The sequence below is a fragment of the Pseudomonas sp. GL93 genome (genome assembly GCF_003408955.1).
Taxonomy (GTDB): Bacteria; Pseudomonadota; Gammaproteobacteria; order Pseudomonadales; family Pseudomonadaceae; genus Aquipseudomonas; species Aquipseudomonas paracarnis.
Window position 1 is genome coordinate 1 of the sequence record NZ_NKRF01000083.1, and the last position, 12177, is coordinate 12177.

A 12177-nucleotide genomic window follows, 5' to 3' on the forward strand; every position below is an offset into this window, starting at 1 on the left:
ACCCTTCAAATGTGGGAGCTGGCTTGCCTGCGATAGCGATTTGTCAGTCACCGCATGGCTGTCTCGACCGCCGCCATCGCAGGCAAGCCAGCTCCCACATTTGAAGGGTTTTGCTAGATGATCATTTTTCCTTACGCACCGTGGCCACATCATCGGCCTTGATACGAATGCGCTTGCCGGCAATATCGGTGAACTCGTAGAAGCCATCGGCCGTTTTGGCGTTGGGCGTGTCCTTGGTCAAATATTGCGTGCCATTTTGCAAGGTCACTACGGTTTGCGTGGAGCAACCGGCCAATACCAGAAAAGTGAGTGCAACCAGTGGCAGACCCAAATTCTTCATGTTCATAACCCTTACCTTTAACCCTGAAAAGTCCCGCAGCGTCTGGCTGCGCGGCCATAAATATTACTTGATCAACCCCCTCATCAGATTGTTTTTTTGCAAAAAGTTGCAGGCGCCATTTATCTATTACTGATTGCAACAACCGCTTTGCCCCGGCAATCTGTATGCATAACCAGTATTTGATTGCTCTGCGCCATGGCCAACCCCCTCGAAGACCCCTTGTATTACTTGCATAACTTCCGCCAAGTCCTGGTTTGGTTGGGGCAGCGCTATGCCGATTTGCTCGATGCGCACGAACAGCATTTCATTCAGCAATTTGACAGGTTGCCTCTGGCGTCCCAGGCGTTGTTGGTGCGGATGGTGATGCGCAAGGGCGTGCATTTTCGTGCCGCCAAGCTCCATTACCTGGAAATCGGTTGCCCTCATGCGGCGGCGGGGCCTTTGCGTGAGTTGGGATGGGTAGAGGATCAAAGCCCGCTGCCGTTTGCCACCCTGTTCGCGCTGCTGCAAAAAAATGAACTGCTCGGCGCCTTCAAACCCTGGATCAATCAACCCAAGGGCAACAAGGCTGACTGGCTTGAGCCCTTGGCCGCGCAATTTACCGAGCCGCGCAGCTTTGCCCAGTGGTGTCCCGACGTGGACGATGTGCTCTATAGCCTGACGGTGATGGAGTTGTGTGATCGCCTGCGTCTGATGTTCTTCGGCAACCTGCACCAGGACTGGTCGGAATTCGTGTTGGCAGATCTGGGCATCTACACCTATGAAAAAGTCGAGTTCTGCGCCGAGTCTCGTGGTTTACGCAGCCGTGACGACGTGCATGGGTTTCTATTCCTGCACCAGTGCCAGCAAGCCTTTGAAGCCGGTGAGGCGCTGGATACGGTGTTGGCGCAGGTCGCCACGTTGTGCACCGACAACCCCTGGCTGGAAAAGCGTCGCGCCAAGCTGCTGTTCCAGATCGGCCAGTATTGCGAACGGTGCGCCGAGCTGGCACTGGCCGAACAGATCTACCGCAATTGCACTCATCCCGGGGCGCGGGCGCGGCTGATCCGCGTACTGGAGCGCCAGGAGGATTACGCCCAAGCCATGGCCCTGGCGACCGAGGCGCAACAGGCCCCACACAGCGCAGCGGAACAACAACACCTGCTGCGCGTAGTGCCGCGCCTGCGGCGCAAACTCGGCGGGCCGGCGCTGCCCAGGGCCAAGCCCCAAGCGGTGGCACGCCTGGACCTTTCGCTGGTGCAGGAACCGCTGCTGTCGGTGGAATCCTGCGTGCTGGCGCACCTGAGCGAACCGGATGCACCGGTGCATTACGTCGAGAATGGCCTGATCAATTCGCTGTTTGGCTTGTTGTGCTGGGAGGCGATTTTTGCGCCGCTGCAGGGGGCGTTCTTCCACCCGTTCCAGCGTGGGCCGGCGGACCTGCACAGCGAGGACTTTTATCAACGCCGGGAAGCCTTGTTTGCCGCGTGCTTTGCGCAACTGGAGGACGGTCGCTACAAGGCCAGCATCCGCCAACGCTACGTAGACAAATGGGGCATTCAGTCGCCCTTTGTGTTCTGGAACCTGCTCAGCGAAGACCTGCTGGAGCAAGCCCTGGCCTGCCTGCCCGCCGAACATTTGCGCCATTGGTTTACGCGGTTGTTGCAGGATATCCGTGCCAACCGGGCCGGGATGCCGGACCTCATCCAGTTCTGGCCCGCGCAAAATACCTACCGCATGATCGAGGTCAAGGGCCCCGGCGACCGCCTGCAGGACAACCAGTTGCGGTGGCTGCAATTTTGCGGCGAGTACCAGATGCCGGTCACCGTCTGCTACGTGCGTTGGGCGGAGCAACCCGCTTGAGTTACAGCGTGGCCGTGCGGGCGCTGTGTGAGTTCACGGCCAAGGTCGGTGACCTCGACCTGCGCTTTACGCCGTCGCCCAGCGCCCAGGAAGGCATCGTCGGCCATCGCACGGTGGCATCCCGGCGCAGCGCGCACTATCAGCACGAGGTCCCCCTGGAGGGCGACTACCAGCAACTCAAGGTGCGGGGCAGGGCGGACGGCTACGACCCGGACGCCAACCGCCTGGAAGAAGTCAAAACCTACCGTGGCGACCTCGCTGCCCAGCCCGCCAACCATCGGCAACTGCACTGGGCCCAGGTCAAGGTGTATGGCTGGCTGATGTGCCAGAAACTCGGGCTCGATCATATCGACCTGGCGCTGGTGTACTTCGACATCGTCGGCGAAGGCGAAACCGTGCTGAACCAGCGATTCGATGCGCCAGACCTTGAGCAGTTCTTCAATCAACAATGCGCGCTGTTCCTGGACTGGGCCCGGCAGGAGATGCAGCATCGCGCGACACGCAACGCTGGCGCGCAGAGCCTGGCGTTTCCCCATGCCGACTTCCGTACCGGGCAGCGCGACTTGGCCGAGTCGGTCTACAAAGCGGTGACTACGGGCCGGTGCCTGATGGCCCAGGCGCCCACGGGTATTGGCAAGACCATCGGCACCATTTTCCCGCTGCTCAAGGCCCTTGCGCCGCAGCAACTGGACAAACTGTTCTTCCTCACCGCCAAGACGCCCGGCCGCAAGCTGGCCCTGGATGCCGCCCAGGTGCTGTACGACAGCAGCCCCGAGCTGTCACTGCGTGTGCTTGAACTGGTGGCCCGGGACAAGGCGTGTGAACACCTGGACAAAGCCTGTCACGGTGATTCCTGCCCGTTGGCCAAGGGTTTTTACGACCGCCTGCCTGCCGCCCGCCAGGCCGCGTCCAAGGTGCGCCTGCTCGATCAACGCAGCCTGCGCCACGTGGCGCTGGCCCATCAGGTATGCCCGTACTACCTGAGCCAGGAAATGGCGCGCTGGAGCGACCTGATCGTCGCCGACTACAACTATTACTTCGACTTTGGCGCCATGCTGTTCGGCTTGGCCCAGCTCAACCAATGGCGCGTCGCGGTGCTGGTGGACGAGGCGCACAACCTGGTCGAACGGGCGCGCTCGATGTACAGCGCCAGCCTGGACCAGTACAGCCTCAAGACCTTGCGCGATAACGCGCCCGAGCCCCTGAACAAACCCTTGCAGCGCTTGAACCGTGAGTGGAATGCCTTGCACAAGGATCAACTCGCACCGTATCAGGCGTATGCGGCCAAACCTGACAAACTGCTCCAGGCCCTGAGCCTGTGTACCAGCGCCATGGGCGACTACTTCAACGACCACCCCGAAGCCCTCAACGGCGACCTGCAAGCCTTCTACTTCGACGCGCTGCAATGGGCCAAAGTGGCCGAGCTGTTCAACGAGCACTTTATCTTCGATATCACCAAACGCACGTTCAGCGGCAAGCGCAGCAGCTCGACCCTGTGCCTGCGCAACGTGGTGCCCGCTGAGTTCATCCGGCCCAGGTTGACCGCCGCACGCAGCAGCGTGCTGTTTTCCGCAACCCTGAGCCCGCGCCATTATTATGCGGACTTGCTGGGCCTGCCGGCGGATACCGCCTGGGTTGATGTGGCGTCACCATTCAAGGCCGAGCAATTGCAGGTCAGCATCATTGACCGCATCTCTACACGGTTTGTGCATCGCCAGGCATCGCTGGAACCGATTGTGGAACTGCTCGCCGGGCAATTCGCCGCGCAACCGGGTAACTACCTGGCGTTTTTCTCAAGCTTCGATTACCTGCAACAGGTGGCCCAGTTAATGGCCGAACGGCACCCGCAGATTGCGTTGTGGTTGCAGGCGCGGGGCATGGCCGAGGCCGAGCGCCACGCCTTTTTGGAGCAGTTCACCCACCACAGCCAGGGCATTGGCTTTGCGGTGCTGGGCGGTGCGTTTGGCGAAGGTATCGACCTGCCCGGAGCGCGCCTGATCGGTGCCTTTATCGCCACCCTGGGTTTGCCGCAGCTCAACCCGGTGAATGAACAGATCAAGGCACGTATGGGCGCTGTTTTCGGCGCGGGGTATGACTACACCTACCTGTATCCCGGTATTCAGAAAGTTGTGCAGGCAGCGGGGAGGGTGATCCGCAGCCAGCAGGATCGCGGGGTGGTGATGCTGATCGACGACCGCTTTGGCGAGTCGCGGGTACGCCAGTTGCTCCCACGTTGGTGGGCGATCAACCCCCTGTAGGAGCGAGCGTGCTCGCGAAAAACGTCAACGATAACGCGGGCTTTCTGAATTAACGCGGCGCCGGTGAGTTTTTCGCGAGCAAGCTCGCTCCTACAGGTTGTGTTAGACCACCTCCAGGTAGGAGCTTTGTATCTCCCGCGCCAGCTCGCGCACGGTGTCGATAAACTCTGTCAGCCGAGTGTGCAGCCCATCTTCCAGAATTTCATCAATCCCCGTGTACCGCAGCCGCGCCTCGAACTCCGCCGCCAGGCGTTGCGCCGTGCGCCCATAACTGCCGGGCAGGTCGGCCAGGATATGGCTCAACTCCTCGATGCAGGCATGCAGCGAACGCGGCACATCACTGCGCAACAGCAACAGCTCGGATACCGAGCGTGCATTCAAGGCATTCGGGTACAGCTCGGTATAGGCCTCAAACGACGACAACGCGCGCAGCAGCGCGCTCCACTGGTAATAACCGCGTGCCGATACGTCGCTGACTTCTTCCGACTCTTCGCCGAACATCTCATAGCGCGCGTCCAGCAGGCGCAAGGTGTTGTCAGCACGTTCGACAAAGGTGCCCAGGCGAATGAAGCGGTAGGCGTCATTGCGCATGATGGTGCCCGAGGTTGCGCCACGAAACAGGTGCGAGCGTTGCTTGACCCAATCACAGAAGTGGCTGATGCCATGCCGTGCCAGGCCACCGGCGGCGATGCTGCGCATTTCCAGCCAGGTGGCGTTGAGGTTTTCCCACATGTCGGCGGTGATGCGTCCGCGTACCGCATGGGCATTGCCTCGGGCGGCGCGCAGGCAGTTGTAGATGCTGGCCGGGTTTTCTTCGTCGAGGGCGAAGAAATGCAGCATGCGCTCGGCATCCAGGGTTTGGTGACGCTCAAGGTAACTGTCCAGGGTGCCGCTGCTGAGCAACGACATCGCCAGTTCATCCAGACCATCGCTGCGCCCGGCCTGGGGCATCAGTGACAGCGAATAGCTGACTTCCAGCATGCGCGCCAGGTTCTCGGCGCGTTCCAGGTAGCGCGACATCCAATACAGGTCCGCAGCGGTTCTACTCAACATACTCAGCCCTCCACCACCCAGGTGTCCTTGGTTCCACCGCCTTGCGACGAGTTGACGACCAGCGAGCCTTCCTTCAGCGCCACGCGGGTCAAGCCACCGGGCACCAGGCGGGTTTCCTTGCCCGAGAGCACGAAGGGGCGCAGGTCGATATGCCGGGGCGCAATGCCGTTTTCGACGAAGGTCGGGCAGGTGGACAGGCTCAGGGTGGGTTGGGCGATATAGGCATGGGGACGGGCCTTGATGCGCTGGCGGAAGTCCTCGATCTCGGCGGCCGTCGACGCCGGGCCCACCAGCATGCCGTAGCCGCCGGAGCCCTGGGTTTCCTTGACCACCAACTGCTCGAGGTTGGCCAGCACATGGGACAGTTCATCGGGCTTGCGGCATTGGAAGGTCGGCACGTTTTGCAGGATCGGTTCCTCGTCCAGGTAGAAGCGGATCATGGCCGGAACATAGGGGTAGATCGACTTGTCGTCAGCCACTCCGGTGCCGATGGCGTTGGCCAGCACCACATTGCCGGCGCAGTAAGCCGCCACCAGCCCGGGCACGCCGAGCATCGACTCGGGGTTGAACGCCTGGGGGTCGAGGAAGGCGTCGTCGATGCGTCGGTAGATCACGTCCACGGCCTTGGGGCCGTCGGTGGTGCGCATGAACACCTTGAGGTCCTGCACGAACAGGTCGGCGCCTTCCACCAGTTCCACGCCCATTTCCCGGGCAAGGAACGCGTGTTCGAAGAAAGCGCTGTTGAAGCGCCCAGGGGTCAACACCACCACATTCGGGTTGTCGAGGCGGCTGGCGCTCTTGAGGGTCTTGAGCAAGAGGTTGGGGTAGTGGTCCACCGGGGCAATGCGCTGCTTGGCGAACACTTCCGGGAACAGGCGCATCATCATCTTGCGGTCTTCGAGCATGTAGCTCACGCCGCTGGGGGTGCGCAGGTTGTCTTCCAGCACGTAGTAGGTACCGTCGCCGTCGCGCACCAGATCGACGCCCGAGATGTGCGAATAGATGCCGCGGTGCAGGTCGAGACCGACCATGGCTTTCTGATAGCCCTCATTGCCCAGGACCTGGTCAGCGGGAATGATCCCTGCCTTGATGATGCGCTGGTCGTGGTAGATATCGGCGAGGAACATGTTCAGTGCATTGACCCGCTGGATGCAGCCGCGCTCGATCAGGCTCCATTCACTGGCGGGGATGCTGCGGGGAATGATGTCGAAGGGAATCAGGCGTTCTGTGTCTTGCTCGTCGCCATACAGGGTAAAGGTGATCCCGGCGCGATGGAACAGCAAATCCGCTTCACGGCGACGCTGGGCCAGCAGTTCCGGCGGCGTGTTGGCCAGCCAGCGAGAGAAGTCCTGATAGTGCGCACGGCATACGCCATTTGCGTCATTCATTTCATCAAAGAAAGATCGAGCCATTCCAGTACCTTGTCAGTGCCCAGTGTGGCTTTGGGTGGCACTGCCGCTTAAAAAAACGCATGTTTTTATGAGCCCGTGGCTGAAGGTGCCAACAGACCTGGTCCTTACTTTCTTATGGGGGCGGCTCTGGGTCGGGGGGTAACGCATGCTCCTGTTTTCCGGCTGGTGAATGGATAAAGCAATGCCTGTGCCGGAATGCGGTTAATCACCGGTAAACCTCCTGTAGGAGCGAGCTTGCTCGCGAAAAACTCACCGGCACCGCGTTTATTCAGGAAGCCCGCGTCATCGTTGACGTTTTTCGCGAGCAAGCTCGCTCCTACAGAGGGCGGTGGTCGCCCCAAACTGGTGCGTCAACCCACTTGAACTTCACCGAGCCCCGATTCTTCTAAGGAGTTTCGTCACCTTGTGGAGCATCGTCGTGTCCAGAATCATCTCCCCCCACACTCCGGAAGCGGCCCTGAACGACCACAGCGAACACAACGCAAAGATATTCGGCTCGCCCAAGGACCGCCTCGACTTTTACCGGCGCGAGATCCAATACGAAACCAGCATCCTGGCCAACCGCACCGACGCCTACCTGACCGCGCAATCCTTCCTGGTGATTGCCTTTGTCTCCGGCATGGGCAACCTCAACCCGGAATGGGGCAAGCTGTTCACGCTGGTGGTGCCGATCTTCCTGGTTTCGCTGGGTATTCTCAGTTCGCTGAATGCCTGGCCCGGTATCCGTGCTGCGTATGAAATCATCGACCACTGGCACTACAAGCAAAGCGAATTGCTGCGCAGCGAACCGGTGATGGGCATGGCCTACGATGAGTCGCCACTGTTTTCTGAGATGGAGTCGAGCCACAAGGGCTATCGCAAGTCGTTGTTGTTTTCCATGCGCGCGCCGTGGTTGTTCATGGTGTTCTGGTTGGTGTTGGGTATCTATGCGTTCTATATCCAGGTGGACAATCCGCTGCGCTGAGCAATCGGACGGAACTTCACTGGGGCACGTGGCGCCTTAGCTTTACGCGGTAAAGATTTATCACCGGTCTGTGAAGAGGTATGCCATGTCTACATCCAACGATCCCCAAACCAGCAACCGCAATGACCCTGCCATCGATGGTGGCGAGCCCGCTCCGGGCACCGCTGCCGATGCGCCCAAGGACCCGACGCCTGCCAGCGACCCCAAGGCCAAGGAAAACGACTACAGTCCAGACTTCAAGCCTGAGCGCGAGCACAAGCCTGAAACCGATGCCGATATCGATACCCAAGGCGGTTAACGGAGACGGTCATGTCAAAAGAACTCGACGAAGAACTCAACGACCCCGGCAATGAAGATCCGGGTTCGCTGATGGATGATGCGCAAGTGCCGCTCAACGATCTGGATGAAGCGGCCGACGTCGGCAATACCGACAGTCAGGATTGATCCGGCGGCGGGCCAGAGGGATCGGTGAACTTGAACAGGAGATCTCCTTCCTGTGCTTGATCAAGCGAGACCTGCTGGCCCTGTACGCGGTTATCCATCACGCCAAGCCCGGCGCAGGATTCATTTTTTGTGCGCGGCGCGTCGTTCGTAGCACGCCAGCAAGGGCTGGGTGCTGAGGCCATGCACCATCACGCTCAGCGCGATCACCGAGAGGGTCAGGTTCACCGCCACGGCGCTGCTGGTACCTATCAGCCCATGGTTGAGCGCATAGAACAGGTAGTAGAGGCTGCCGATCCCGCGAATACCAAACCAACTGACCAGGCTGCGTTGCCGCCGATCCAGCAGGCTGCCCCAAGGCATCGCAAACACGCTGAGCGGGCGAACCACGCAGAACAGCAACGCCGCCACCGCCAGCGCGCGCCAATCCCAATGGCTGACCAACACGATGCCCAATACGCTGACCAGGAACACCTCCATCGAGCGCTCCACCAGGCTGCCGAAAGCCAGCATGTCGCCCATCATCACGCCGGCGGCGATCTGGGTGTCCTTCAACTGGCTGACGTCACCGTGCAGCGCCTGCTCGGGGTCGATCTCCCGATGGCCCACCACCGGCTGGGCCAGGTGCTCGGCCGGCGTTTGCGCATAACCGGTGGATTTGACCTCGGCCTGGCGCAGCCCCAGGCCCGCCGCGAACACCGACAAGAAGCCGTAGCCGCCGACCGCTTCAGCCGTCACATACGCCAGGGCAATCAGCGCGAGGGTGAGGTAGTCATTCGGTGACAGGGTGCTATCGGCATTGATCAAGCGCAGGCGCAGGGTGATACGGCCAATGCCGCGGCCCATCCAGTAACCCGTCAACAGCCCGGCCGGTACCGCCCACAGCAGGTTCTTCAGCACCCAGCCGCCGAACCAGTCGCCGTCGAAACCGCCATGTTGCATGAACAGCAGGCCAAAAATCACAAAAGGAAACGCAGTGCCGTCGTTCAACCCTGCTTCGCCGGACAGGCCGAATCGCAACGCGTCATAGTCCTGGGCATTGTTGACCTGCACCAGGCCAGCCAGTACCGGATCGGTGGGCGCCAGCATCGCCCCCACCAGCAATGAAACGCCCCAGGTTAAATCGAACAGGTAGTGCAGTAACAGGCAGCTGCCGAGGATGGTCAGCAGCATCACCGGCCCAGCCATGCCAAAGGCGATGCGCCAGGTGCGGTGCTTTAGCGGCAGGCGCAGTTTCAAACCGCTGACAAACAGCGAAAACAGCACCGCCACTTCCGTCAGGTGCTCCATCCAGCGCGCCGAGCCCTTCACATCCAGGTGCAACAAGTCCACGCCCAGCGGGCCAATGGCGATGCCCAGCAACAGGCACACCGCTGAGGTGGTCACCGGCATCCAGCGCAAATAGGAGGAGGTAAGGGCGAGGGTGAGCAGTACGGCGCCCAATACGGCCAACCATAGAATGAAAGTCATCGTGCGTACATCCGGCCGTGGTTCATTCAGCTTGGAGGGCCGTGGCCAAGGGCGGGTTCAAACAATCGCCGCCCTGAAGTGTCGATCAAGCCGCCTATCCGCCGAGGTCAGGCCCTCGCAACTCTGTGGGAGCGGGCTTGACTGTGTTTGGCCTGGGGCTGGAAGGGTCACAAGTAGGAATCGACAAAGGCAGTCAACTGTGCTGTTGACATTGCAGCTACCTTGGTTGCTGCGAGTTTACCATCTTTGAACAGCATTAAGGTTGGGAGGCCCCGAATGCCAAACTTAGCCGGCACATCCCTATTGTCATCGACATTCATTTTGGCAATGACCAATCGGCCGTCATATACGGCCGCCAACTCGTCCAGCAGGGGCGCAATCATCTTGCACGGCCCACACCACTCGGCCCAGAAGTCCAACAATACCGGGAGGCCTCCTTGGAGAACATCCGCCTCAAATGACGCATCAGTGACGTTTTTGATATCGCTCATGAAAATCTCCTTTTATCTTTAAACAGCATCACAACCGGCACTTCACGCACGCCGTATCGCGCCGCAATTGCCGGGTTTTCATCGATGTCCAACGTGACAATGGTCAATCGGCCCGAATAGCGATCGGCAAAATGTTCGAAATAAGCCGGCGGTTCGCAAGAGGCGTCTTTGTAATAGACCAAAACCGCACCTTCAGCCTCTAGCACCTGGGCCTGGAAACTGACGTCGTTGATCTCTTTCAGCGCTGTGCAGAACATGGGGTTTCCCTCCTGTGTCATGCACTAACGCTAGCGCCAGCCACTGCTATGCGCAGCTGTGAAAACTGACAGTTTTTTATATTGATCGGCGATAAAACCGAGCGAGGTCACACATCGCCATAACAGTCCCTCGGCATTACAAACCTCTGCGATCCCCCAACGGCGGCAAGCGCCGTTTCACCGGGGTTTTCTTCACAATCGCAGTATTGGTTTCGGCATACCCATTGATCCGGTCCAGCAGGCTGTCCAACTGGTCCATGGTGCGCACATGCAGGCGGGCGATGAAGCAGTCCTCGCCGGTGACCTTGTCGCATTCGGTGAACTCAGGGATCGCCTGGATCTGGCGCTCCACTTCCTGCAGTTTGCCGGGCAGGGGGCGGATGCGCACGATGGCTTGTAGCAGGTAGCCGAAGTGTTTGGGGTCGATGTCGACGGTGTAGTGGGTCAGCACGCCGCGTTCTTCCAGGCGCCGCAGGCGTTCGCTGACGCTGGGCGAGGAGAGCCCGGTGATCCCTGCCAGGGCCTTGAGGGACAGCCGCGAGTCGTCCATCAAGGCGGCGATCAATTGCTGGTCGATGGTGTCGATCATGGTCTGTGCCTAATAAGAAAAGGTGATTTCGGGATTTTGCCTTTTTTAGTCGCTGTAGCCGTCACCAACAGATTGCCATACTGAAGCCTCACTTGAGGAGCCTCAATCATGGATTCATCCATCCGTCGCGGGTCGTGGGAAATGGTCGCCGCCATGCTGATCTCGGGCAGCATTGGCTGGTTCGTGCTGGTGTCTGGCGTGTCGGTGATCGAAGTGGTGTTCTGGCGCTGCGTGATCGGTGCGCTGACGCTGGTGCTGGTGTGCGCCTGGCTGGGTTACCTGCGCCTGGACCTGCTCAGTTGGGCAAAACTGGGGCTGGCCGTGCTCAGCGGCGTGGCCATTGTCGGCAACTGGTTGCTGCTGTTCGAATCCTATTCCCGTGCCTCCATCGCTATCAGCACCGCGGTGTACAACGTGCAGCCGTTTATTCTGGTAATGCTGGCGGCGCTGTTTCTCGGTGAAAAAATCACCGTGCAGAAACTGGCGTGGTTGAGCGTGGCGTTTCTGGGCATGTTGGCGATTGTCACCGCCCATGGCGAACAAACGGGTGGCGGTGATTACCTGGTAGGCATCGCGCTGGCCCTGGGTGCGGCATTTTTGTATGCGGTCGCGGCGTTGATCATCAAGCGCCTCAAGGAAGTACCGCCGCATTTGATGGCGTTGATCCAGGTGGCCACTGGCGCGCTATTGCTGGCGCCGCTGGTGCCCTGGAATGGCCTGCCAGCATCCACCACGACGTGGGCGGCCTTGGTCACCTTGGGAGTGGTGCACACGGGTTTGATGTATGTACTGCTGTATGGCGCGATCCAGAAACTGCCGACGGCCATTACCGGCGCACTGTCGTTCATCTACCCGATTGCGGCGATCTTTGTGGATTGGATCGCGTTCGGGCATCGCCTGGGGTGGCTGCAATGGCTGGGTGTGGCGGCGATTCTGCTGGCAGCGGCGGGGTTGCAGCGGGGCTGGTGGTGGCCCCGCAACCTCGGTAGGCGCGAGCTTTCTCGCGAAAAACTCCAACGATAACGCTGCGCATTTGGTTAACACGCGGCGTCCTCAGGTT

The 12177-nt window shown here is 60.1% G+C and carries 13 protein-coding genes; 6 read left to right on the forward strand and 7 right to left on the reverse strand.

Annotated elements, in window-relative coordinates; translation table 11 throughout:
- Window positions 1-121: 121 nt before the first annotated feature.
- Window positions 122-346: a YgdI/YgdR family lipoprotein gene (locus CER19_RS18390; protein ID WP_003191162.1), complete on the reverse strand. Its 225-nt coding sequence runs from the start codon at window positions 344-346 to the stop codon at window positions 122-124.
- Between the two features lie 189 nt (window positions 347-535).
- Here CER19_RS18390 and CER19_RS18395 point away from each other — a divergent pair, with 189 nt between their 5' ends.
- The gene (locus CER19_RS18395; protein WP_116667461.1) at window positions 536-2182 is read left to right on the forward strand and encodes a VRR-NUC domain-containing protein; all 1647 of its coding nucleotides are present in this window, start codon (window positions 536-538) and stop codon (window positions 2180-2182) included.
- Entirely contained in the window at window positions 2179-4440 is a 2262-nt protein-coding gene (locus CER19_RS18400) for an ATP-dependent DNA helicase (RefSeq protein WP_116667462.1), read from the forward strand. Before CER19_RS18395 ends, CER19_RS18400 begins: the two co-directional genes overlap by 4 nt.
- A gap of 102 nt (window positions 4441-4542) precedes the next feature.
- On the opposite strand, the gene CER19_RS18405 is transcribed toward CER19_RS18400, so the two are convergent.
- Entirely contained in the window at window positions 4543-5493 is a 951-nt protein-coding gene (locus CER19_RS18405; protein ID WP_116667463.1) for an alpha-E domain-containing protein, read from the reverse strand.
- A gap of 2 nt (window positions 5494-5495) precedes the next feature.
- Window positions 5496-6905, reverse strand: a complete 1410-nt coding sequence (locus CER19_RS18410; protein ID WP_116667464.1) for a circularly permuted type 2 ATP-grasp protein — start codon at window positions 6903-6905, stop codon at window positions 5496-5498.
- A gap of 418 nt (window positions 6906-7323) precedes the next feature.
- On the opposite strand from CER19_RS18410, the gene CER19_RS18420 reads away from it, so the two are divergent.
- From CER19_RS18420 to CER19_RS29125, 3 genes are all read left to right on the forward strand, one after another.
- A complete protein-coding gene (locus tag CER19_RS18420; protein WP_057975968.1) occupies window positions 7324-7869 on the forward strand; it encodes a hypothetical protein in 546 nt (181 codons plus the stop codon).
- Window positions 7870-7954: 85 nt separating this feature from the next.
- The gene (locus tag CER19_RS18425; protein ID WP_032875270.1) at window positions 7955-8167 is read left to right on the forward strand and encodes a hypothetical protein; all 213 of its coding nucleotides are present in this window, start codon (window positions 7955-7957) and stop codon (window positions 8165-8167) included.
- Window positions 8168-8178: 11 nt separating this feature from the next.
- Window positions 8179-8313, forward strand: coding sequence for a hypothetical protein (locus CER19_RS29125; RefSeq protein ID WP_005788437.1), 135 nt, complete (start codon window positions 8179-8181; stop codon window positions 8311-8313).
- A 120-nt stretch (window positions 8314-8433) separates the two neighbouring features.
- Here CER19_RS29125 and CER19_RS18430 read toward each other — a convergent pair whose 3' ends face one another.
- The 4 genes from CER19_RS18430 to CER19_RS18445 form a co-directional block, all read right to left on the reverse strand.
- On the reverse strand, window positions 8434-9780 hold the full coding sequence (locus CER19_RS18430; RefSeq protein ID WP_116667466.1) for a sodium:proton antiporter: 1347 nt from the start codon (window positions 9778-9780) through the stop codon (window positions 8434-8436).
- A gap of 167 nt (window positions 9781-9947) precedes the next feature.
- Window positions 9948-10271 (reverse strand): thioredoxin TrxA, encoded by a 324-nt coding sequence (trxA, locus tag CER19_RS18435; RefSeq protein ID WP_116667467.1) that lies wholly within the window; start codon window positions 10269-10271, stop codon window positions 9948-9950.
- The gene (locus CER19_RS18440; protein WP_165861648.1) at window positions 10268-10528 is read right to left on the reverse strand and encodes a co-chaperone YbbN; all 261 of its coding nucleotides are present in this window, start codon (window positions 10526-10528) and stop codon (window positions 10268-10270) included. The genes trxA and CER19_RS18440 overlap by 4 nt, the downstream gene beginning before the upstream one ends.
- Before the next feature lie 136 nt (window positions 10529-10664).
- A complete protein-coding gene (locus CER19_RS18445; protein WP_116667469.1) occupies window positions 10665-11117 on the reverse strand; it encodes an Lrp/AsnC family transcriptional regulator in 453 nt (150 codons plus the stop codon).
- Between the two features lie 108 nt (window positions 11118-11225).
- Here CER19_RS18445 and CER19_RS18450 point away from each other — a divergent pair, with 108 nt between their 5' ends.
- Window positions 11226-12140: a DMT family transporter gene (locus CER19_RS18450; protein ID WP_116667470.1), complete on the forward strand. Its 915-nt coding sequence runs from the start codon at window positions 11226-11228 to the stop codon at window positions 12138-12140.
- Window positions 12141-12177: the final 37 nt, after the last annotated feature.